The sequence below is a fragment of the Alteromonas lipotrueae genome, from assembly GCF_019249215.1.
In the GTDB taxonomy this organism is placed as follows: domain Bacteria; phylum Pseudomonadota; class Gammaproteobacteria; order Enterobacterales; family Alteromonadaceae; genus Alteromonas; species Alteromonas lipotrueae.
The window spans coordinates 30,096-53,785 of record NZ_JAESDI010000003.1; the positions used below are offsets into that span (position 1 = coordinate 30,096).

Here is a 23,690-nt window from a genome sequence, read left to right on the forward strand (position 1 = left end):
TATTGGTAATCTTAAAGGAAGCAGAAAATCAACTGAGTAAATCCATGAAACACAGGCTTCTTGTATCACTATTTACCTTGCTGTCGTTTGCCTTGCTGCCAGCTGCCCTAAACGCCGAAGCACTTGAATCCCCTGAAGCGCTTGAAATACATAAAGGGCTTAAAACACTAAAAGTAGCCACGTTCAATGTGAGCATGGAATCGACTAACTACAAAGCGCTCGGGTTAGCACCTAGTGCTGAGGTTTTACAACAGGTGCTATCTAATGGTGAGAATCAGCAAGTTAAAAATATTGCTGAAATTATTCAACGTGTTAACCCAGACATTCTGTTACTCAATGAGTTTGATTATATCGCCGACCAGTCAGTAGGCATTGATAACTTTATAAAGCATTACTTGAATGTATCTCAGGCGGGTCAAAAAGCGGTGGATTATGGCTATGTTTATACAAATACCGTAAACACCGGCGAGCCCACTAATTTTGATTTAGACAATAATGGCAAAAAAGAACAATACGGCGGTGATGCCTATGGATACGGCTTATACCCAGGCCAATATGGCATGGTGGTATTGTCTAAGTACCCTATTGAACAGGCGAATACACGTACTTTTCAAACCTTTAAATGGCAAGATATGCCTGATGCGCGACAGCCAATTTCACCCGCTACCGCACCAAATGAAGAGGATAAACCTTGGTATTCAGAAGAGGAGTGGAAAGCTTTTCGCCTAAGTTCAAAATCTCATTGGGATATTCCGGTGAACGTGAACGGAGAAATAGTGCACGTATTGGCCATGCACCCCACACCGCCAAATTTCGATGGTGAGGAAGACAGAAACGGTACCCGCAATCACGATGAAATTCGCCTAATGGCAGATTACTTAACACCTGAACGTGGTGGCTATATATATGACGATGCTGGCGAGCAGGTTAGCTTAAAAGAGAACGACCGGTTCGTATTAGTCGGCGATTTTAATGCTGCTGACCTTGGTGATAAGCACAGACCAGATGTGATTGAGCAGCTGACGGAAAGCCCTTTAGTGAACAATAGCCTTATTCCAATAAGTGCTGGCGGCGCAGAAGCATCTAGTGAAGCCTTCAGTAGCCGTTTCACTGCATATTGGGGGGCAAGAGCCGATTATGTGCTGCCTTCACAATATGGCTTTGACGTAAAAGACGCTGGCGTATTTTGGCCTACCAAAGAGAGTGACTTGTATAGGTTAGTTAAAGACAGACAAGCAAGTTCTGATCACAGAATGGTTTGGGTATCGTTAACTATAAAATAGCTCGTTTTTTGTTTTGTGCCGTTTAACGCTGCTTAAAGTGCTTAAGAAAACCGTCTAACGAACACGTTAATTGATGAAGTGGTGCGGCACACCTATCAGACGGCTGGATAAACTGTTTCGCCTCCAGCCGCCAAACGTTAAAAAAATTTAATGAACTGCTAATCTGTTCTGCTCTGTTGCCCGTTTATAACCTCATACGCCTTCGCTTACGTCGCTTGTTGTAGTCCGTGTTTATGAGGAGAAGCTTCTTTCTATGAACGATCCTACGTTAATTATCCTAATGTATTTTATCATTCCCATCTGGTTTCTGGCGGGCATCGTCGACTGGTACTGCCATAAGCGTAGTCATATTTCCGGTACTAGCGGCGCGAAAGAATCACTTATCCATTTGCTTATGTTCGCCGAAGTAGGCATTCCCCTTTTCATGGTGCTGATATTCGAAGTAAACAGCCTAATTATCGCCATCAGTATCCTGCTCTTTTTTGTGCATGAAGCAACGGCAATGTGGGATGTGTCTTATGCTGTGACTAAGCGCCGTGTAGGGCCCATTGAACAGCATGTTCATAGCTTTTTAGAAATGATCCCGTTGCTTGCCTTGGTTTTGGTGGTGGGCCGACATTGGCCGCATTTTACTGCACTGTTTGGTATCGGCGAGATCTCCGCCGATTTCTCGCTACAATTTAAAGAAGACCCTTTACCCACATGGTATTTAGTTACCGTGCTATTGATAGCACTAGCCTTAGAGTTTGTACCCTATTTGGAGGAATTAATGCGTGGTTTGAAAGATAAAAATCAAATCAAGAGGGGCGAGACCACTGGCACTCGCATCAGAAACGTCACCCCCCTTTCAGATGGGGAAGCCGAAGCTGCTAGCCCCTATGCTACGTCAGTGGCTGGGGAAGAAGATCCCGGTGTGGCATTAGAAGAACTGGTAGAGAGTAGCAATGTGGTTACCCCTATTTCCAAGAAGTGATAAAAAAACGGTAACTGGGTATCCATAGATTAGTTTTACCAACGAAAGTAAGGGCCCCTTAATCTGCATGCTATCCATTGTTTCATACCTGTAGTGGCATAACATGAAGTAGCGCATATTTGAGGGGGCCCGGTTTAAGCACCGTGTCTTAAACTTATTCCTCGGTCTGCTTGTTCTTCATTTCAGCTTGCGCTTCCTGCCACGCTTTATAATCCTCGAACCGCTGTTCGTAGCGAAGCACCTTACTATTAGGATCGGCAACCACCACATCGTATTCGGTTACCGTTAAGCTAGTTTGCTTTTGCATATCGAGCGTGGTTACTTTGCCGTTTACGCTAACCTCTAGGGGCATAAGGAAGGGTAAGTCACCTTCTGTTTTCCAGGTGAAAGTAACTTCGTTTTCTGTGCGAGTAACATCTAATATAGGTAAGGCCGCGCTGAATATATACACGTCAAAAAACCAATCTAAATTTTGATCGCTGTTTTTATTGACGATATCGATAAAGTCTTGAGTATTGGCGAAAATAGGTTCGAAATTGCCTGGTTGTGGGTCGACACGGCCATACACAAGTTCGGTTACCGAGCGGAAAAAATCTTTATCGCCCATTAGCCCTCTAAGTGTATGAATAACCCATGAACCTTTGGCATAAATATCACCCGCAGGGCCTTTTTCGTACACATCTTCTTCAGACATCAATTCGTTGCTAACGATAGGGTGAGCATTAGCCAACCCTTTTCGCTGCGCATTAAGCTTCACAAAATAGGCTTCATTGCCGTGTAGGTATTGGGCATATAACGGCTGCATGTAGGTGCCAAACCCTTCGTGTAACCACATATGGTCCCAGTTGTCGTTGGTCAGCTGATTACCAAACCATTCATGGGCAAATTCGTGCTGCATTAACCAATCGTATCCAGCATCATCTTTTCTATAATCATTGCCATAGGCGTTTATGGTTTGATGTTCCATACCCAGGTGAGGCGTTTGTACTATGCCTACTTTCTCGTCAGCAAACGGATAAGGGCCAATCATACGCTCGAAAAAGGTAATCATTTCAGGTAGCTCGGCAAACAAGGCTTTAGCTTTGTCTTCGTTTTCTGGCAGGTGATAGTAGGTTAACGGGTAGGTGTTACCGTATATGCTGGTAAAACTTTTGTTAAGCGTTTCATAAGGCGCAATGTTCAAGGCAATGCCGTAAGTATTGTGTGTCGACTTGGTTTGCCAATGAAAGGTGTGGTCGCTACCTTTTTCTTCAATAGCAACCAATACGCCATTACTGGCGGCCACAAGGGGCTTAGGTACGGTAATGAAAAGCTCGGTGTTAGCGGGTTCACCATAAGGTTGGTCAATGCACGGCCAGAAAAGGTCGCACCCTTCACCTTGCACTGCGGTTGCCAACCATGGATGACCATCCGGTGTTTCTTCCCACATCACACCGCCATCCCAAGGGGCTCTAATCGGCGTTCGTGGATGACCAGAATAGACAACGCGTAACGTTGCAGGAAAAGCCACTTTGCTATTTGGCGAAACAATAAGCTCGCCTTCAAGGTTACTATATTGCTGTGCAGGTAGCTCGGTAGCATTCAGCCAAACGCTTTCAATAGTAAAACGAGTGTCTAAATCCACAGAGATTTCTTGTTGTGGTGAAGGAGCCTGCAGCGTAAGTGTGGTATCGCCAAACAATATCTCTTTGTCAAAATCGAAAGAAAAGGCAAGCTTCGCATGACTAATGGTTAGATGCTTTTGCCTTTCAGAAATCTCTCCGCCTGATTTCAAAGAGTAGGGGGTTGATAGCTCAGCAGTGGGCACCTGATTAACTGAAGAGGCGGGTTGAGTTGCACATCCAGCAATAAATGATGAGGCACACGCTAGGGCAAGCGTTTTTAATTTCATGTGTTTTCCGTTTTTATTATTGTGAATTCGTTATCGCGTTCTTATTGTTATACGAACGGGAGTAATATAAATCAATAACTTATCTTTCACAAAAGTATCATTACAATGCAACGGGTAAACGGTTAATACGAGAGTAAGTAAGATGAAAGGCGGTAACGGACTGCGTGGCGAATCCCATTTTTGATAATGGCGATATTGTTTAAGCCGACTATTTTCATGGCCTATCTTAACTGGCTATCTTTACTGCCCCTACGGTTGAACAACGACTCTACTTTGCTTGTTTTTTCCATTTCGGCTTGGCAGTTAATACATAATTGCACACCGGGCACTGCGATGCGTCTGCGTTCAGGAATACGAGCATCGCACTCTTCGCAAAATACAGCACTCTCGCCTTGATACATGTTGTTTTTAGCACGCGCCACGGCATCTTCAACGCTTGCGTCTATTTGATCTTGTACTGCCCCATCTTTTGCCCAGCCACTGGCCATGTTTGCTCCTAAGCGTATCTTGTTAATTTTGCTACTAACCGGTATCAAAATTAATCAGCATCGATATTAATCACTAGCGTTAACCATAGAATGAAGCAAAGACAGTGCCGAGCCCTTCCTTAATATTTTTTGAGAATAATTACAGCAGGTTAGGGTAAGCGAAAAAGATAAAGCAATATAGGGAATGATGAAGTGTTCGTAGTCTTTACTGATGGCAGTGAAATATTTGCTTCGTACTATGTTGGAATGGTCTAAGACAGAGCGGTCTAACACAACATAGCCTAAGAAGGAATAGCTTGAGAGAGTAGCCTTGTTTGAAGAAAACACTAAAAGGAGCAAGAGCTCCTTTTAGTATTCTTACTGTTTTGGGCTTAAGCTTACTTATCAGTGCCCGCCGTTAATGGCTGGTCAAGTTTATAGTCGAGCTGCACTAACAAACCTGTTTGCCTACGCGCAACACCACCTTTTACAGCCGGTTTGTATTTCCATTGCTTAAGCGCGGCTTTTGCACTTTCATCAAATACGCCTTCGGGAGTGGCATTGACCACAGTGATATTGTCGGTGGTACCGGTTTTAGAAATATCGAATTGCAATACGACAAAGCCTTCAATATTGCCTTTTTCGGCCGACTTGGGGTAAGCGGGCGATACAAATTCTACCGGGGCTGCTTCATCAACTTTCGACTGCTTGTGTTCAGTATTTTGAAGTGGCACATTGGCTAACGCCATGTTGGCCGTTACTAAGGCAAAAATAGCAGCTGTGCCAGCGGCAAGTAATTTATTACCTTTATGCGGGGTCTTAATCGCGTTTAATCTTTTAATCATTGTATTTTTCTCTCCAAAGGTTGGGTACAGGTTTACTGCTTGTGAATTATGCTCGGCACAACATACAAGTGCTTTTGCATAAATGAGTTTCTCGGTTGGTGATTTGTTGGCGAGCACTGCGTTATCACATGCTAATTCTTGACTGCTACGAAACGATTTCAACGCAATCCAGAGCACGGGGTTAAACCAAAAAAGCACCGCAAACGCTAACGCAATGGCATTCCATAGGTTATCTTTGTGTTGGTTATGGACACTTTCATGTTCAAGTATTAATGCTTGTTGAGTGCGTGAAAAAGCGGTCTTAAAGTAACTTGGCAGCAGTACGGCTGGTTTCAAGAAGCCAAAGAGCATAGGTGTAGAAGCTTTATCAGAATAATAAGCGCGAAGGCAAGGTGATGTATTTGAGGTTACCGGAACCGTTGCGCTAGGCGCTCGCACAAGGTGCTTTTTATCAATAGATCGTAATATATTTATATGGTTTACCACTATGTAAGCCGCTACTGCGCTAGCACCCGTTGCCCATAACCAAAACAACACATTAAACTGCTCACCGGATACACTAGGGTTAATACCCACTAAATAGCGGCTGATGCTATTAGTGGGAATAGAAACCAAATCAATTGGTAGGTTGTTCATCACAAGTGCAGCCGGAAGTAATAACCATGCTTTGTAAACAAACGTAGTGCCTAGTTGGGCAGTGAGGAATCGCTCACAAAGAACCAATAGCGCCAGAACAACGGTTAACATAGTTTGCTGAGAAATCATCCACTCAATCATTGTCTTTCTCCCATTGTTTGATCACCGCTTTAAGCTCATCGATATCTTCTTTAGATAACTCGTTTTGGTTGGCAAAGCCTGCAATCATTGGCGCAACTTTACCTTTGAAGAGTCGGCTTAAAAAGCTACTGGTTTCTTCCTGAACATATTCTTCGCGGGCAATTAAGGGGTAGTAAAGGTATTGGCGCTGCTGCTTGTGAAAACTGATAGCCCCCTTTTTTACTAAGCGTCCAAGCAAGGTTTTCACCGTTTTTTCATGCCACGGTTTATGTTGATTAAGGCGCTCAATGACCTCGTTAGACGAAATCGGATTGCTGTCCCAAATCACGTCTAATACTTCAAACTCGGTATTGCTAATATCTGGCTGCGCTTTAGGTGTGTTCATAATTATTTCGCTTTAACCAATGTGGTAGTGGCTTTTCTATAAATGGATTACATATGTAGTCTCAATTTAAGATTACATGTGTAATTCTAAAGCGCAAGTTTTTATCGCGTTTTTTTTAATCAGTGCTGGAGGGAAGGAGGCTGGCCTGTCACGGGAGTGGCCTATCAGTGGAGCAGGAAAGTGTGAGTGGTTAGGGCGAGACGGGATAACTAGTAACTACTCATGCCCATCTATTTCATTTTGTAGGGTGTCTAGCTCATCCAGTACTCTCATAAACTTTCTGCCAAACTCAGTGACCTCGTACTCAACTCGGGGTGGAACTTCATTGTAAGAAACGCGGGCTAAAATATTAAACTCGATATTTTTGCGTAAACATTGGTTGAGTACTTTTGTGGTAAGGCCATCTACGCACCGCACCATTTCGCCGGGGCGATTAATACCATTATTCAGAAGTTGGTAAATGGTAAGCGACCATTTACAGCCATAAATAGTTTCTACCATCTGAGCAGCTTTGCTTGGTGCTAATTTTTTTGAAAAATTCTTCTCTAATGTTTTCATTAAGATGTACCAAAAAGTACCTACCTTACCGATAAGTACTTACTTTTTAAGCCTATTAATTACCGTTAAATTCGCCACACAGTTTAACATAACCAAGGTAATTAATTATGCATACTTCAAAAATAGCACTAATAGTAGGTGGCTCTAGTGGAATGGGATTAGCCACCGCCAAGCAACTTATTGCTAAAGGTATTAGTGTTGTTATTTTAGGTAATAAAGGTAGCAAATTAGCTACTGCTAAATCTGATTTAGAAGCGATATCGAAAGATGGCGCTACGGTAGAAACTATTCAAGCTAATTTATATCTTAAGCAAGACATAGACAAAGTTATTCATAGTATAAACACTGAAAATCGACATGTTCAGCACCTAGTGAACGCTGCTGGCTACTTTAACCCTAAGCCATTTTTATCTCACGAAGGCAGTGATTACGATACTTATGCAAGCTTAAATCGCGCTACTTTTTTTATTAGTCAGGCAGTGGCGAATAATATGATTAAGCATGGCGGCGGTGCTATTGTGCATATTGGTTCTATGTGGGCGAAACAGGCAATAAAAGCAACACCGTCTTCTGCCTATTCAATGGCAAAAGCAGGCTTGCATGCATTAACGCAACATATGGCTATGGAACTAGCAGAGCATAATATACGGGTAAATGCAGTATCGCCTGCGGTAGTTAAAACGCCTATTTATGAGTCGTTTATTGACCCATCTGAACTTGATGATGCGCTAGCCGGCTTCAACGGTTTTCATCCAATAGGTCGCATTGGAACACCTGATGATATCGCTAATAGTATTGTCTTCCTGTTACAAGAACAAACGAGTTGGGTAACCGGTGCGATTTGGGATGTTGATGGCGGTGTTATCGCTGGGCGAAATTAAGCGGATTATTTCATTGCAAATTGGTAGCTGGCAAGGTCGCTTGTTCGAAGGCGTTTAATTGGCTGTTTTACTGTCATTAAACGCCGCGAATTTTCTTGAAAATACTAGCGGACAATAACGATAAAAGCCCTGTTACTATACCCGCAAGTAAGCCAACCCAAATAGCGTGCAGGGGAATAAAAAGAAGTGCCAATGCGGCTGTCGATGATAGGCGCTCACCATTATAGGAAGGGTAATTTAAGCCCCAATATCCCCAAAAATGAAAAAGCGCTATTGCTATTAGTGCTCCCCAAAATGCCATTTTTTCATGAACAGAATAATAGTCACCAAGGAATGCAGCTAGGCTAGTAAGTAGCAAGTAAGGAATGAGCCGAAAGGGAGCCGATTCAAAGTAAGCAAAAGGAGAGGAATATCGAAAGATATGCTCGAAGCTGGCTTCGAAACCATAACCGCCAATGGTAATGGCGAGTAACCAATCTACTGTTATCTCATTGATTACAATAAAGCAGAAAATCAATACACCCCAAAACCATTTGTTCATCTCTCGCTCCTTTTTGATTCAGTGCAATCATTGCTTAGTATCTGAAACCTTAATTAACTTCCCGCAAAAGTGCCTTAGGCTTTACGTTTTTTTGCTGGAAATTTACACAAAATAACAAAGCAGCAGTTCTGAGTATCGAAGTTATTTTGCCCCATCAAGTAAGGTAATTAGAGGTGCGGTATGCACAAGGCGTAGCCAACAGAAATACACACCATTAAATCATGTGGTTTAACAATTGCTTCAATTGGCTGCGATAGACTCCTTATGATTCAAATTTAGTGAAATACGATGTTTTTCTTTTCAATGTAGGCCTAGTAGTGAGCGTGATTTCATGAGTGTAGTGCCGGAGTATTTAAACCGTAGGCGGGCGTTAAAAACCCTAATTGGTGGGGTGTTAGGAACCTTTGCGGCGTCAAAATTGGTTCATGCTAATAGTAAAGTTGCATCATCGACCACCGCTAAGTTACCCCCAAGACCTAATAATATATCGCCCGAGTTGCTGGCAAAAGATGAATCATTTTGGGCACAAGTTGCACTGAATTATGACAAAGCGCAGGGGATAGTTAATTTAGAACATGGTTACTGGGGAAAGATGTCTAAGCAGGTGCAGGAAGTATTTGTTGATAAAACCAAAGTGGTGAATACACAACTTTCCGTTTATGCACGTAAGCATTTCTCTGAAGATCTAAAGCTAAGCGCTGGCAAAATCACACAAGCGCTAGGTGCTAATCATGATGAAGTCGTTATCACTCGTAACGCGACGGAATCAATTCATAACTTAATGCGTCAGTACAACGACTTTAATGCTAACGACGCCGTATTATTTGCCGACATCGATTACCCTAGCTTTAAAGACACCATGCGGTGGTTGGCTAAAACGCAGAACGTCGAACCTGTGGAAGTCACGTTACCTGCGCAAACCAATCAAGCTGAGATACTCAGGGTATACACGAAAGCCTTTGATGAAAACCCTAATTTGAAGCTAATGCTGCTTACTCATGTGAGTAATCAGCACGGCCTCATATTGCCTGTTGCTGATATCGCTAAAGCCGCAAAAGCCCGTGGTATAGATGTTATTTGTGATTGTGCCCAATCGTGGGGGTTGCTCGACTTTAACATTACCGACTTAAATGTGGACTGGGCAGGCTTCAACTTGCACAAATGGATAGGCAGCCCAGTGGGGGTGGGAGCGCTTTATATGAAGAAGGGCACGTTAGGCAAAATATCTCCATACCCCGGTGAGACCGACCCTACCAATACGTTGGCCCACAAGCGGGTTCATACTGCCACATCAAATTTTGCGTCTGTCTTAACGATTCCTGCCGCTATCGACTTTCATCAGTCTATTGGGGCTGCCAATAAAGAAGCGAGGTTGCGTTACTTGCGCAATTTGTGGGTAGAAGAAGCAAGAAAACTGCCTAATATTGAAGTGTTGGGCGGCGAAGATGACGCATCAAGCACAGGAATGGGAGCATTTAGAATGAGAGAGAAAGTGTCGTTAAACGACGCAAAGGTGCTGCAGAAAAGACTGGAAAATGAATTCAACGTATTTACGGTAGTAAGAGTAGGGCTAGCCAGTGGTTGTTGTATACGAGTTACACCGCAGATATTCATTTCAGCTGAAGAAATAAATCACTTAATTCTCGCTTTAAAAAGCCTGTAGAAAGGAAAAATGATGAAAAATTTTATAGTATCGACAGCAGCTTTATTAATATTAATGCCTTTAGTTGCAAGCGCGAATTCGCCAGAGGAAAACCTCAAAGCGGCGGGGTTTACTTTGCCAGCGCCAGTGAAGCCGATAGCCAATTACGTAACATGGCGACGTGCGGGAAACATATTGTACTTATCGGGTCACGGGGCCTGTGAAGGCAAGAGTGTACTTGGCAAATTGGGGCAAGACGTATCGGTAGAGCAGGGTTACGATGCTGCTCAATTGGTGGGGCTATGCGCGTTGGCAACGATTAAAGAAGCCACTGGAGATTTGAGCACGGTAAAACAAGTGCTACAGATAACGGGGATGGTAAATGCCACTGATGATTTCACTGGGCATTCACTCGTGATAAATGGCTTTTCCGATATTTTTGTCACTGCGTTTGGTGATGATGGTAAAGCAGCAAGAGCCGCCGTTGGCATGAGTAGCTTGCCGGGCAATATGGCGGTTGAAGTGAGCGCAGTTCTTGAATTGAATGTGAGTTAAACGAGGAGCTTGAGGGAGAGCTCTACAGTGGCTAAATCTGCGTTAGCATTGACGTCAAACGCTTAGCATAAGTAACAGTATTCAAAAATAACTGTTCGCAGCCTCGCGCATGCATACATCATACATACTACACCGCTTCTATTTTAAACAGTCAATACATGGCCGGCGTGACCGGCTTCATGTTTCTCGAACCTTCAACGATATAGCCAATTAACGCCCAGCTTTTTTGTGTGAGGGACTTCGTGTGTAACAAAGCCTGTGCAAAATATTAAGATACTTTGGCAAGGCTGACCTCGTGGCCTCAATTCGCATTTTTGTACGAAAGGTCTATTTTTGAAATAAGATAATAGTGAAGACTTGCGGTTAGTTTTGATGAAATATATGGCGAACTTGATGCCTAAGAGTCAGAATTATCTGAGTTTTTACTATGTTTATACATTGTTAATTAAACCTTAGTCTAAAACGATTAAGTTAATGGTGGGTAAAAACTAAAAATAAATTGAACTTTTTTATATTATTGAGTTTTTGCCTAAGATTATGATTTTTATGTGTTTGTAATTTTAGTTTGCTGATAAGGTGAGATGGGTTCGGTTATTTTTTTAAACAAATATTTTACATAATGCAATTCTTCTAGTAATCTTTTACTTAATCGATTAAGTCGGTGTTTGTTAATTTATGGTTTTAGTTCTCTTTCGCTTGTTTCTATAAAGTTGAGCGTAAGAGAGTTTCGCTTAGCTTTGGAGAATACCCATGCACACTACATTTAAAAAAAGCGCATTGGGCATTGCAGTGTTAATAGGCCTAAATGGCGCTGCTTTAGCTCAAGACTCTTTATCTCAAGATAATTCATCTCAAGAGAAGAAAGCAAAAGAAACGTATGAACAGATCGTGGTAACAGCCAGCCCCGCTGGTGTTTCCGCACAAGAGGCAAGTGTCTCTGTTAGTTCGTTTGATGAAGAAGACGTCATGAAACTAGCACCTCGCTCAACGGCTGAGGTGTTCCGTGCGCTGCCAGGCATTCGCGCCGAATCATCAGGCGGTGGCGGCAACGCAAACATCACTATTCGTGGTATCCCTTTGGCGACGGGCGGCTCTAAATTCATGCAAATCCATGAAGATGGCCTTCCCGTTTTAGAGTACGGCGATATTAACTTTGGTAACGCAGATAACTTCTTGCGCTACGATTGGTCTGTAGAACGGGTGGAATCGGTACGTGGTGGTTCAGCATCTACATTTGCCAGTAACTCACCGGGTGGGGTCATCAACATGATCAGCGCAACGGGAGAACAAGGTGGTGGTGCAATCGGCACATCTTTTGGTCTTGATTACGAAGAGTTTCGTTTAGATTTCGCTTACGGCGGTGAAATAAACGACGATCTATATTTTCATATTGGTGGTTTTGCACGCGGTGGCGAAGGTGTTCGTGACACCGGCTATAACGGCGATCAAGGTGGCCAAGTAAAAATCAACTTCACTCAGTTACTAGATAACGGTCATTTACGCTTTTACTTCAAGCATTTAGACGACAGGGTGACTACCTATTTACCAGCTCCGGTATTGGTAAAAGGTAACGGCAGCTATGGCGCAGTAGATAACTTCGATGCAAGCAGCCAAACACTGCATTCTGCTTACACTACCAATGTTTCGACTTTCGATTCTTTCGGTAACCCAGTTAATCGTGATCTAACGGACGGTATTGAATCTGAGGTGACCTCATTCGGCTTTGAAGCTGATTTAGAAGTGGCAGAAGATCTTTACCTACTTAACAAATTCAGAACGTCTGATGTAGGCGGTGGATTCGTATCTCCATTCACCGATACTTTCGGTGCTTATGGACCGCAGTCTGCTAGCAGCATGGCTACCGCTATTTGTGCATCAGCCTTAGACGGCGACGGTAATGCTTTTAACTGTGATTCAACCAGCGTAACGCTTGCGAATGGTCCAAATGCCGGTGAAGAGTACAACGGCTTAGCTTTCCTTAATTTATTGTTCGATACGACTTACAATGATTTAGGTAATATGATCAACGATTTAAGCCTTCGTAAAGAGTACGATAATGGCGTAACACTTACCGCAGGTTATTACTACTCTAAGCAAGATATCGCTATTAGCTGGAACAGCTGGAATACGTTTATTCAAACGGTTGATGGTACTAACTCTCAGTATCTTCATATTGAAGATGCCGACGGTACTGCACTTGTTGACCAAGGGCTTTGGGCTCCAAGCTTCCTTTCATGGGAATGGGATTTAAATTACACCACTACAGCACCATACATCAACGTAGGCTTCGAAGTGGGTGATAACTGGTTGTTTGACGTGAGTGCACGTCGTGACACAGTGCAAGCAAACGGTGAGCTTATCAACTCTTGTTGTGGCGGTAACACTGATGTAGACATCAATGGTGACGGCATTATCTCAGGCAATACCGAAGATGCATCTGCATCAAATGGCTTCGGCTTCGGGGGTGGTGTAATTCGTTTGAACCGTGCTAACGCAACAAGCCAAATAGTTGATTATGAAGCAAGTAATACATCATTCTCATTAGGTGGTTCATACCTGTACAGCGACTCTGTGACTTTCTTTGGTCGCTATAGTGAAGGTGGCCGAGCGCTAGCTGATAGACTACTTCAAATTGCTGGTACCCTTAATGCAGATGGCAGCTTAACGAGTACGACGAGTGGTTTCGACGAAACAGAGCAGTTAGAGTTTGGTGTCAAGTACGGTACGCGAGACTTCAATTTTAACGCGACATTGTTCAATACGGTAACCCAAGATACTCAAGCTGAAGTGACAAGCGGTTTAACCTTTATTCGTGAATACGAAGCAACAGGTCTAGAACTTGAAAGTAAGTACGATTTCGGTAACGGTTTCACAATGTCAGGAAACGCAACGTGGACAGATGCAGAAATTAGTGAAGACAAGTTCAACCCTGCATTAGTAGGTAAGACACCTCGTCGTCAAGCTGATTTCATCTACACGGTTATTCCACAGTACGACTTCGAAAACTTTAGCATCGGTGCGTCTTTACAAGGTTCAACTGAGTACTATGTGCAAGACTCAAACGAGCTTAAGCAAGATGCTTATGTGGTGGCTAACTTATTTGCAACTTGGTATGTATCTGACCAGTTCTCAGTATCGTTGAATGTAAACAACGCCACTGATGAATTTGTTATCACTGAGTCTGAAGAGAGTGCTGCATCAGCTGGCGATATCATTCGAGCTCGCCCGATTAGCGGAAGAACGTCTTCAATTCAATTGAAGTACGCCTTCTATTAATCGCAGTTCGCCGCGGCGCTGCTTTTTGCAGCCGCCGCTGGCGCTGTTTACCGTATTTAGCCGCAGGCGCTAGTTAAGATATTTAGGCGCAGGTGCAGTAATGCGTTTATCTTTCTTAAGTATCAAAGGTAAATCTCCATGTCTACTAACCAAACGAGCGAGCATAACTACGGGTTAATTCGCTGGTTAACCTATTTGATGTTTATGATGTTTGCGATGACATCCGACTCGGTAGGCGAAATCATTAAAGAAGTAAAAATTGAGTTTGCAGTGACCAATACTCAAGCGAGTTTAATGCACTCTTTGTTCATGATTGGTATCGCTTTTTCTGGACTGTTTCTTGGCTTCTTAGCAGATAAATTTGGTCGTAAAAATACGCTAATATTGGGCTTAGCCTTATTCGCGATTTCTTGCTATCTGTTTATGGTAGGCAGTACCTTTGCTTTTATTCTAAGTTTGGTAACCCTATCAGGCCTGGCAGTTGGGGTGTTTAAAACCGCTGCACTTGCCTTAATTGGCGATATTTCACGCTCAACTAAAGAACATACTGGCACCATGAACGGTGCTGAAGCTTTCTTTGGCGTTGGTGCAATCATTGGTCCAATTTTAGTGGCCTGGCTGATTACTCAAGGCGTTCACTGGACTTGGTTGTACGTCATAGCCGGTGGTTTATGTACCATACTAATTTGCATGGCACTGATGGTTGAATACCCACAAAGCAAGGCATTAAAAGAGAAGCCTACTAGCCTTGTCGATAGTCTAAAACTGCTTAAAGATCCTTACGCACTAGGCTTCTCTATTGGTGCGTTTCTTTATGTTGCGGCCGAGAGCGCAATATATGTGTGGATGCCAAGCTACTTAATTTGTGACGCTAACTCGGCATCAGATATTTACAGCTGCTACGCCAATGATTCTACTCAAACACTCGCCATCTACGCCGTTTCTGTATTCTTTGCTTTGCGTGCAGTAGGTCGGTTTGTCGGAATTTGGATGATGCAGCATTTCGAGTGGACCAAAGTGCTACTGTTATTTAGTTTCATGATAATGGTGTGTTTTGTGGTTGGTTTAATGACTGGCCCAACATTAGCCGTTTTCCTTTTCCCATTAAGCGGCATATTTATGTCGGTCATTTATCCTACTTTCAATTCTAAAGGCATTAGCTGCTTCGAGAAGCGACAGCACGGTTCAGTGGCGGGCGTTATCTTATTCTTTACCGCTGCGGGCGCTGCGGCTGGGCCTTTTATCATGGGCGTGGTGAGCGATGCCTATGGTGGCGATGCCAAGTACGGGTTTGTAGTAGCCACAGGCTTTTCTATCTTGTTGTTCCTAGGGTTACTTTACAACGCTATTGCTCAGCCAACGCGAGCGCGTCTGGCCATGATTGAGAAACGAGAATATGGCGTTGACTCAACTACACCTGGCTAAAGCAAAGACGATTAGTTAGAGCAATATTACGTTTCACTATATACATTAAATCAATGCAGTGCTTCTTGTTGCCATAGAAGCAATGCAAGTCTTCGGTGCAATTTTGCTTTTCAATGCGCAGCACCCCGTTATTTGGAGAATTTTCATGCCTTTACGCAATGGTGTTCAACTCATTACCTATGCAGACCGTTTGGGTCAAGGAAATATGTCTGGCCTCAATACGCTTTTAAGCACCACGTTAAAAGGGCTGTTTACAGGCGTTCATATTTTACCTTTCTATTACCCATTCGATGGTGAAGATGCAGGTTTTGATCCTATCGATCATACTACCGTTGATTCGCGTTTGGGTAGTTGGGCCGATGTGAAGCAGATTGGTGAGTCGATGAATATTATGGCAGACCTAATAGTGAATCATATGTCTGCGCAAAGTGAGCCTTTTTTAGATGTGATTAAACAGGGGCGAGAGTCTCAGTACTGGCCGCTATTTTTAACAAAAAAATCGGTATTTAGCGAAGATGATGCGGCTAATATTACCAATATTGGAAAGGTCTTTAGGCCTCGCCCTACGCCATTTTTCTCTGAGTATGAGTTAGATAACAAAGAGGTGGTGCCTTTTTGGACCACGTTTACCGCTAATCAAATTGATATTGATGTTGAGTCTGACTTGGGTAAAGCATACCTAGAATCAATCCTAGAAGCTTTTACACAAAGTAATGTCGATTTAATTCGTTTAGATGCCGCAGGTTATGCCATTAAACGCGCTGGCACCAACTGTTTCATGTTAGAAGAAACCTTTGAATTTATTGAAGCATTAAGCAAGCGGGCACACACTATGGGCATTCAAAGCTTGGTTGAAATTCACAGCCATTTTGAAACTCAAATTGCTATTGCGTCTCGTTGTGACAGTGTTTACGACTTTGCGCTTCCACCATTGGTATTGCACACCCTATTTAGCAAAGACGCATCCGCCTTGGCGCATTGGTTGTCTATTTCCCCTCGCAACTGCTTCACCGTACTAGATACCCATGATGGAATCGGTATTGTTGATGTGGGAGCAAGCGGTGACAAGCCTGGGCTTTTGACTAACTCGCAAATCGACAATTTGGTAGAAACCATTCATGTTAACTCGAATGGCGAGTCGAGAAAGGCCACTGGCGAAGCTGCGAGTAATGTCGACCTGTATCAAATTAACTGCACTTATTATGATGCGTTAGGAAAGGACGATTATAATTACTTGCTCGCGCGTGCGATACAGTTCTTCAGCCCAGGAGTACCACAAGTGTATTATGCTGGGATGTTAGGGGCGACTAACGACATGGAGCTGCTAGCGAAAACTAATGTGGGTCGTGATATCAATCGCCCTTATTTAAGCGAACGCGATATTGATGAAGCTCTCGCTAAGCCAGTGGTAAAAGGCCTAATTGAATTAATTCATATTCGTAACGATACGAATGCGTTTAACGGCGATTTCTCTGTTACTGAAGATGCAGGTACTTTGTTATTAGTCTGGACATTAGGTGAAGAACGCGCCGAATTACGGATAGAAATGAGCACGCTTGATGCAAATATCACATTGCTAGAAGGGGGGCTAAAATCAACCCTTTCTTTAGCGAAACTCACGGCATAGTCTCTGTTCTAGCCCGAACAAAAACAAAAAAACGCGGTAGTGGCTTCATTTATTCAGTCGGGGTCACTACCGATTATTCATCATTAAATTCAGCTTGTTACCCTCATAAAAAAGCGCAAAGCCTTGCTCTTTGATTGATACGTTTACCATTTCCTCCAGATAACACGCAAAGCTGAAACTGAATTGGTTGTATTTTGTGCAAATAGTGTTAAGTTAATATTCAATAAGTTTAAATAATAACCATCGAAATGAAGTATGTTTCAAGGTTGCATGGACACAGCCCAATGCACTTCACCACTTCAGAGCGACTAAAAAGAATTCAACAACACTTGGGTGTTTCACCTGATGGTGTGCTTGGCGGAGAAACGCTTTCAGCCCTTGAAAAGCGGTTACTTCCCATCGAAGAGCGCCTGACCCAAGTTACCTCAACAATAACGCCTGCCAACTCAAATGAAATAAGCCTTACTCTTTCACAAAAGGGGATAAACCTTATTGTGCAGCATGAGATCAGTTCAAAGCAATATTATGAAAAACGGCTTACCCATCCCACGTGGCCTAAAGGTGAATCGGGGATCACTATCGGTATCGGTTACGATTTAGGTTACGCGAGTAAAAGCCAATTTCAATCAGACTGGCAGTCGCTCCTTAGTACCTTTGATATGGTGAAGCTTACCCGGGTTTGTGGCCTGAAGGGGCAAGCCGCTAAAATATATGTCTCTTCTTTACGTTCTGTTACGGTGCCCTTCGATGCCGCGAAACATGTATTTGTTCACTCATCACTGCCTAAATATGCACAAAAAACAACATCTACGTACCCAGGTGTCGAGTACTTGAATGCTGATGCTCAGACTGCATTGGTCTCGTTAGTGTATAACCGTGGAGGTAGCCTGAAAGGGGATTCACGACGAGAAATGGCTGCCATAAAACCTTTGGTTTTAAGCAAAGATTACGTTGGCATTGCGCTGCAAATTACCAAGATGAAACGATTGTGGCAGGGCAGAGGGCTCGATGGATTGTTACACCGGCGAGACGATGAAGCTAATTTAGTCAGGCATTCAGATAGAAGGTATTTAGCTGGCGACTTAGTGAGGGTGGCGTAATGAAAACGATTCAGTACGATTTACATTTACGATACGAAGCTTACACCCGAGCACATCAGCGCTTCGCCGAAAGGGGGGAGTTCCGGGTTGAAATATACCAAGGCAGATTGGAAATCGACAATCAGCACGACATCAAGCATTTGGCTACCTCTTCATTTTCTCAGGAAATGGTAGAAGAAAGTGCAGTTATACCAGCATCTATACCAGCAGTTCAGGACACCGCTTTGCCCTTGTTTAAAGCGCTGTTTAATACAAACTTTGTTAAGGCAATAAAGCTGCTTTTTTATTAATTTATAGAAGGAATTTTATGATGGGAAAGTTCAAAGACGCAATGCAAACTATGGCAGACGGTATTGGCGATTTGTCTAAACTTGATGTCGTGACATTTCAAGGCTCAGTCACACTGAACGCAACGGATACCGCGCCGTTAAAATTTGATGACGTGATGTCCTCTGCCATGGGTAATACCACGGTGGCAGTTAAGGTGCTGGCCAGCACTCAAACCAGTATCGATGGCGACATTGTTGCTTTTTACGATAAGGATATCACCGAAGAACAGCGACTTGCTCATGCTGACTTGGTGCTCGCAGGCGCTGAATCTCGAGCAGCATCTATCGAGTTTGTGAGATCTATTGTTGGGGAAATTGCGGATTTGTAGTGATGGACGACAAATTTGGCACAGTCGATAAGTTGGGGATGGGGCTTGATGCTTCGGTATCTAAGCATTATTTGCCCAACGCAACGTTAGCTTCAGATAACCCAAATGAAATAGATTCTTCTGCCTATATTCGCGCCATTAGATCCCGTTTAATTGAGCTAGGTTACTTAGGTGAAGGGCATAAATTCACGAATCGTCATAACCCTCAGATTGACCGCATACTGATTAAAAAAATAAAGCAGTTTCAACATGATGCTGGTATTACCCAAGACGGTTGGGCCGGAAAGCTAACATGGCAGGCATTGGAGTGCTTAGTAAGCTTTGAAAACCAGCAAAGTCCTGCATTCTGGGGCAATGTTTGGCGAAATGCTTCTAGCGAGGAATGGAGAAGTTCATGGCAGCAATCAACGCCAGAAAATCAACCCCAATTATGGCTATTTAAAGATGGGGTTTTACAAAACAAAGCAGTGATGCGAGCGGTGTATTGTCGTTTGTATACACTCGGCTTTTTTACCGATTGGGATAAACATCGCATTCACACCAAAACTATCATCAACCCTAGCGAAAATGCCGACTTTCAAAATGCGATTGACCAGTTTTGTGTGTTTGCCAAGCAGCTGAGACTAGTGAGAAATTCGTGCTCTGGATTGAATATGGATTTACTCAACGCCATATTTGAATACGACAATATCGTTTCTAGGTTAAGCGACAATGCACACTTTGAACCCGCAATTACGACGTACCCTAAAACTATAGAAGCGATCGCCAGAGTAGAGCTTTGGTTGCTCGGTTATGATATTTCACCGGGGAAAGATCAAACGATTAGAAGAGCTACAAGAAGATTCAAAAAAAGAACGTTTATCAGCGTATCCAAAACTCAACTCGCGATTAAAAAATTTTATTCTGACTACCCCGTGGCGCTCGAACGTGATGAAATAAGTGATAAGGGACACCCAATAAACGCAGCTTTAATGGCGGCATTCTCTGCGCTATCCACCGACATAGAAGTGGACGAAAGTGACAGTGAAAAATTGAACGCTTCGGTAAGTCAACTATGGCAAAGTAAAAGTAAGCAAAGTGCGTTAAGAGCACAATTTAACAGGCTAGCCAATGGTATTTTCGACGGATTAAAGCGAATGGTAAGTTGGCTATTTGGCGCAGTAAAACGCGTGCTTGAAAAAACAAAGGAAGTGATTGCGAATATCGCACGTTACATTAGCAAAAAAGCACGCAAGAATTATTTGAGTGTCGTGAAAGCGTTCGATATTGTTTATTCAGGCATGTCGTATTTAAAAGGTAATGCGTTTCACTATGGTACGCCCTCTAAAGCTTGTTTCGCCCATGACAATGATTTTGATCAGTTTTGCTGCATAGACCCAAAAGCGCTAAACGAGCAGCTTAGTTTTGATAGAACCCAGTATGCTTTTCAAGCCAAACTTTATGTAGCAGGATTAACTATTGTTGGTCATTTATTGCGTATAGCGCAACGAGTCGTACGAACAGTTTCTTCACCTGTAGGTTGGCTTTTAGCTCTACTTTCGTTGGCAAATCTTGCTAACTCTATAAAGGCAATAAGCAAGCAAATCACCCTTGTTCAGAAGTATGAACTTGACGTTACACATCAAAAGTCGTTGTTTAAAACACGAATTTCTTAATGTCAGACTGTGTCTTTACCGCGTATTTTTAACTTCCACTTTTTCTCCACATTGTTTCCCGTACTTATTTAGTAAGGTCGTTGTTCGGTAATTATTTTTTTCCTGAGTATGGCTGTGTGCTGGCTAAGTACTTGTTTACCCAGCTTTGCTCGGGGTTATAGATAGGCGGCGGTAAATTGAATCTGTGCCTTATATTTTACAAAGGAAACAACGTGAATAACGATCTGCTCAAAATTGCTTTTATTTCACTATTTTTGTTTTTAACTGCCTGTGGCGGTTCAAGTGATTCAAGTACTGAAGTAACCGACAGTAGTGCAATCGATGGCTCTGACGATACTTCTGATAATGATGATACCAATGATAGTTCTGATGACGACGCGCAAAATGATGAGGCGGGAATAGATGTCGATGCGACTTTGTTTCTTACCGGAGAAAACGTCAGCATTGATACTGTATCCTGTACCTTGATGAATGGTACGCAAACATTGTGCTACGAAATAACATCAAAACACACCGCAGAAGAGCACGATATGGGCCCTTGGTGCCCCGAAATAATTTACGATACTGCCGAAGAGGGGGGGCTTTGGTTTGACAAAGGTGAAATAAATGATCTAGATGGCGCTTTCATTGAAAACTTGGCCACCTATTATGATGACCCCGGCTTTAAGATGTACGAGGACGACGGTACCGTTCGCAGAATGGAAACCGCAGAGGAGTGCGCAGAGGGTGCAGATCCTAATATTGAAGACAAATACACAAACATGTGTGCTCAATGCTTGCCCGAGTGGGTAAGTACACAAGTGACCTATCTCATCCCTATTACACCCATTAAGCAAGACGAACCGGTTGAGCTGAGCGATGGCCCCACGTTAGAAGTAGCAGGGGTAGAGTATGGACCTTCAGTAAGAGGCTTGGCATTCAATGGTGTTAGGTTCGATCATCCAGCCGACATCGATATTATTCTAGCTGGGTATCAAATTGCGCCGGTAGATGATGCAGGTGGGCACGTAAACAACAGCTTAGGTTATCACTATCATGGCGACACCGGCATGACAACTCGTATTGAGCAATCGGATAGTCATGCGGCAATGATTGGCTATGCCCTTGATGGTTTTGGTTTGTACGCAAAGTTAGATGACAACGGTAACGAAGCAGAAGATTTGGATGAATGTAGAGGGCACAGCGACGACACTCGTGGCTACCATTATCATGTACTGTCGTTAGAGAGCAACGAGTTCTTAGATTGCTTTTATGGCGCGTGGGCAGAGTAATCCAGCGGGTATATTATGAATGTAGTTAAACAGTCGGTGTTAATTGTGACCTTGTTATGGTGGTCTATTAGCGTTCATGCCCACGGATTCGATTATTCTGTTGTCAGGTTAACGGAAACAGAAAACCATATGTGGCGCTTAGCCGTAACCTCATCATTAGATGCTTTTAGAAAAGAAGTGCGTTTGCACTTCTCCAAGACCCCTTATACTACTCCTGAGGAATTTAACGAGCAGCTTCTTAACCATATTAGCGCAACGTTGAGTATCAACGCAGAAAATGAATCTGTTTCACTTGGTGAAGGTACGGTATCTCTTGGGCATGAAACATCGGTTGTTTATACCCAAATCAAGCTTCCCAAAAGCGCGCAAAAAATGGTGCTTACTAACGGCGCAGTAAAAGACATCTACCGTCACACCACTAAGCTAATCGTTACGCCGTGGGCAGCAGATAAACAGTCATTTATTTTAAATAAGTCGAACAACTTTACTGCAACTATTTTGCTTCTCTAACTTGACGGTAGCGACGCTACCATTCTTCGGCATACCTTTTTGTTAAAATTCGTTACCATGGCCTTATAGCATTAGTTTTAGCAATCTGTTTGTTGCACTGTTCATATTGCACCTTCCATATTGCACCTTGCAGATTCCGTTTCTGCGGGTTGTAAAAAGTAGTGATATTTGATTGTGTGAAATTCGGGATTGTTTAAAAGAAAGGATACTTAAATGAGTAAAAACACAAAGCTTGCTGTGGGCGTTTTGGTTGCACTTGGCGTTTGTTATGTAGGAGGAAACGTTTATGCTTCCTCAAAAGCCAAAGACGCAGTAGATGAAATGATCGCTGAACTCCCTGCTACCACTCAGGTTTCTTACCGCGATGTAAGTGCGACTATTTTTGGTGATGTATCTATCGACGACATTCGCATTGGTGATGACAGACAAGGGCATATCGTGGTTAAAAACATTGCCCTTTCAGGTTTCGAAGAAGCATTAGAGAATTCTACTGAAGGAGAGGTGCACTTTTCTGGTGTCTCGTTTTCTGAATATAAAGGTCAAGGTGTTGATGATACGCCAGATGATATTCAAGAAATTTTGGTTCATATGCTGATGAACGAAGGGAAAACCCTCGATCAACGTTTTGCTTTTGAAGTAAATGAAGATGACAACGAATACCGTATTAAAGAGCTGACTTTCGATGTGGAAGACGCTGGCCGTATTTCACTTTCAACAGACCTTTTCACAAAAGCCCCAATTTCAACGGCCCCTGAGCTTATTGCGCAGCACTTAATGGCTGCGATAGAAATTGGTGAGTTTACCCTTTCGTTAGAAGAAGATGGGCTGGTTGATAGGTTATTTGCTTCACAAGTTACCGCCGAGAAAAGCCTTGATGATTTACGCGATGAAGCAATCGATGGTTTGAAAAACGCAATGAAGCAGTCTGAGCCGCAAAGAAAAATGCTTTTAGAAGGAACAATTGCGTTACTTGAAGGAGGGGAAGTTACGCTTTACCGTGAAAGCGATGAACCTTTTTCGATAGTGCCTATGACGATAATGTCAGGCCCTAATGGCGCGCTGGCGACTTTCATACGAGATGGCAAGTTTCAAATAGAGGTAGATTAGGCGTATTCAATTTACCACCTGATTTGGCTGCTCATCACTGGAAGAGCAGCCCTGTTGTCCCCAGTACCTGAATGGTATGCAGTTATTTTTATTCACGCTTGCATTCACCTTAATTTCAGGCAAATCCTTGCGCTTATTCCGCCTTCCTATCTATGCATTACTAGTTCTGCAAAAACCATCTAGCGCTTCACTCATTTGCGTTCGAAGCACATACCTTCCTATAAAATCTTAAAATGAACAAAAAATCTCAATGTTTGCTGCGA

Annotated in this window: 21 protein-coding genes; 15 read left to right on the top strand and 6 right to left on the bottom strand. The window is 43.1% G+C overall.

Annotated elements, in window-relative coordinates:
* Nucleotides 1-44 precede the first annotated feature (44 nt).
* Both JKP82_RS03515 and JKP82_RS03520 read left to right on the top strand, forming a co-directional pair.
* Nucleotides 45-1,283, top strand: a complete 1,239-nt coding sequence (locus JKP82_RS03515; protein WP_218395892.1) for an endonuclease/exonuclease/phosphatase family protein — start codon at nucleotides 45-47, stop codon at nucleotides 1,281-1,283.
* A 253-nt stretch (nucleotides 1,284-1,536) separates the two neighbouring features.
* Nucleotides 1,537-2,256, top strand: coding sequence for a diguanylate cyclase (locus JKP82_RS03520; protein ID WP_218395894.1), 720 nt, complete (start codon nucleotides 1,537-1,539; stop codon nucleotides 2,254-2,256).
* Between the two features lie 154 nt (nucleotides 2,257-2,410).
* Here JKP82_RS03520 and JKP82_RS03525 read toward each other — a convergent pair whose 3' ends face one another.
* The 5 genes from JKP82_RS03525 to JKP82_RS03545 form a co-directional block, all read right to left on the bottom strand.
* Nucleotides 2,411-4,147 carry a M1 family metallopeptidase gene (locus JKP82_RS03525; protein WP_218395895.1) on the bottom strand — a complete coding sequence of 579 codons (1,737 nt, stop codon included), beginning with the start codon at nucleotides 4,145-4,147 and terminating at the stop codon, nucleotides 2,411-2,413.
* Nucleotides 4,148-4,368: 221 nt separating this feature from the next.
* Nucleotides 4,369-4,635 (bottom strand): DksA/TraR family C4-type zinc finger protein, encoded by a 267-nt coding sequence (locus JKP82_RS03530; RefSeq protein WP_159532453.1) that lies wholly within the window; start codon nucleotides 4,633-4,635, stop codon nucleotides 4,369-4,371.
* Between the two features lie 377 nt (nucleotides 4,636-5,012).
* A complete protein-coding gene (locus tag JKP82_RS03535; RefSeq protein WP_218395897.1) occupies nucleotides 5,013-6,236 on the bottom strand; it encodes a M56 family metallopeptidase in 1,224 nt (407 codons plus the stop codon).
* A complete protein-coding gene (locus tag JKP82_RS03540; RefSeq protein ID WP_129739741.1) occupies nucleotides 6,229-6,621 on the bottom strand; it encodes a BlaI/MecI/CopY family transcriptional regulator in 393 nt (130 codons plus the stop codon). Before JKP82_RS03540 ends, JKP82_RS03535 begins: the two co-directional genes overlap by 8 nt.
* A gap of 216 nt (nucleotides 6,622-6,837) precedes the next feature.
* On the bottom strand, nucleotides 6,838-7,179 hold the full coding sequence (locus JKP82_RS03545) for a winged helix-turn-helix transcriptional regulator (RefSeq protein ID WP_013783094.1): 342 nt from the start codon (nucleotides 7,177-7,179) through the stop codon (nucleotides 6,838-6,840).
* A 107-nt stretch (nucleotides 7,180-7,286) separates the two neighbouring features.
* Between JKP82_RS03545 and JKP82_RS03550 the strand changes: the two genes are divergently transcribed.
* On the top strand, nucleotides 7,287-8,060 hold the full coding sequence (locus JKP82_RS03550) for an SDR family NAD(P)-dependent oxidoreductase (protein WP_218395898.1): 774 nt from the start codon (nucleotides 7,287-7,289) through the stop codon (nucleotides 8,058-8,060).
* A gap of 76 nt (nucleotides 8,061-8,136) precedes the next feature.
* Here the strand turns inward: JKP82_RS03550 and JKP82_RS03555 are convergent, their stop codons facing one another.
* Nucleotides 8,137-8,601, bottom strand: a complete 465-nt coding sequence (locus JKP82_RS03555; RefSeq protein WP_013783096.1) for a hypothetical protein — start codon at nucleotides 8,599-8,601, stop codon at nucleotides 8,137-8,139.
* Nucleotides 8,602-8,932: 331 nt separating this feature from the next.
* Between JKP82_RS03555 and JKP82_RS03560 the strand changes: the two genes are divergently transcribed.
* The 12 genes from JKP82_RS03560 (at nucleotide 8,933) to JKP82_RS03615 (ending at nucleotide 23,427) form a co-directional block, all read left to right on the top strand.
* On the top strand, nucleotides 8,933-10,264 hold the full coding sequence (locus JKP82_RS03560; RefSeq protein ID WP_218395900.1) for an aminotransferase class V-fold PLP-dependent enzyme: 1,332 nt from the start codon (nucleotides 8,933-8,935) through the stop codon (nucleotides 10,262-10,264).
* Nucleotides 10,265-10,276: 12 nt separating this feature from the next.
* Nucleotides 10,277-10,798, top strand: coding sequence for a RidA family protein (locus tag JKP82_RS03565; RefSeq protein WP_218395901.1), 522 nt, complete (start codon nucleotides 10,277-10,279; stop codon nucleotides 10,796-10,798).
* Nucleotides 10,799-11,548: 750 nt separating this feature from the next.
* Nucleotides 11,549-14,074: a TonB-dependent receptor gene (locus JKP82_RS03570; RefSeq protein ID WP_218395903.1), complete on the top strand. Its 2,526-nt coding sequence runs from the start codon at nucleotides 11,549-11,551 to the stop codon at nucleotides 14,072-14,074.
* Between the two features lie 138 nt (nucleotides 14,075-14,212).
* Nucleotides 14,213-15,499, top strand: a complete 1,287-nt coding sequence (locus JKP82_RS03575) for an MFS transporter (RefSeq protein WP_159532441.1) — start codon at nucleotides 14,213-14,215, stop codon at nucleotides 15,497-15,499.
* A gap of 145 nt (nucleotides 15,500-15,644) precedes the next feature.
* Entirely contained in the window at nucleotides 15,645-17,126 is a 1,482-nt protein-coding gene (gene gtfA / locus JKP82_RS03580) for a sucrose phosphorylase (RefSeq protein WP_218395905.1), read from the top strand.
* A 284-nt stretch (nucleotides 17,127-17,410) separates the two neighbouring features.
* Nucleotides 17,411-18,226, top strand: a complete 816-nt coding sequence (locus JKP82_RS03585) for a DUF8812 domain-containing protein (protein WP_218395907.1) — start codon at nucleotides 17,411-17,413, stop codon at nucleotides 18,224-18,226.
* A complete protein-coding gene (locus JKP82_RS03590; protein ID WP_218395908.1) occupies nucleotides 18,226-18,516 on the top strand; it encodes a hypothetical protein in 291 nt (96 codons plus the stop codon). Before JKP82_RS03585 ends, JKP82_RS03590 begins: the two co-directional genes overlap by 1 nt.
* A 17-nt stretch (nucleotides 18,517-18,533) precedes the next feature.
* Nucleotides 18,534-18,884 carry a hypothetical protein gene (locus JKP82_RS03595; RefSeq protein ID WP_159532433.1) on the top strand — a complete coding sequence of 117 codons (351 nt, stop codon included), beginning with the start codon at nucleotides 18,534-18,536 and terminating at the stop codon, nucleotides 18,882-18,884.
* A 2-nt stretch (nucleotides 18,885-18,886) separates the two neighbouring features.
* Nucleotides 18,887-20,539, top strand: coding sequence for a peptidoglycan-binding domain-containing protein (locus JKP82_RS03600; RefSeq protein WP_258544333.1), 1,653 nt, complete (start codon nucleotides 18,887-18,889; stop codon nucleotides 20,537-20,539).
* A 212-nt stretch (nucleotides 20,540-20,751) separates the two neighbouring features.
* On the top strand, nucleotides 20,752-21,810 hold the full coding sequence (locus JKP82_RS03605; protein ID WP_218395912.1) for a YHYH protein: 1,059 nt from the start codon (nucleotides 20,752-20,754) through the stop codon (nucleotides 21,808-21,810).
* A 15-nt stretch (nucleotides 21,811-21,825) separates the two neighbouring features.
* Entirely contained in the window at nucleotides 21,826-22,320 is a 495-nt protein-coding gene (locus JKP82_RS03610; protein ID WP_159532427.1) for a hypothetical protein, read from the top strand.
* Nucleotides 22,321-22,533: 213 nt separating this feature from the next.
* A complete protein-coding gene (locus JKP82_RS03615; RefSeq protein WP_218395914.1) occupies nucleotides 22,534-23,427 on the top strand; it encodes an aq_1923 C-terminal domain in 894 nt (297 codons plus the stop codon).
* Nucleotides 23,428-23,690 lie beyond the last annotated feature (263 nt).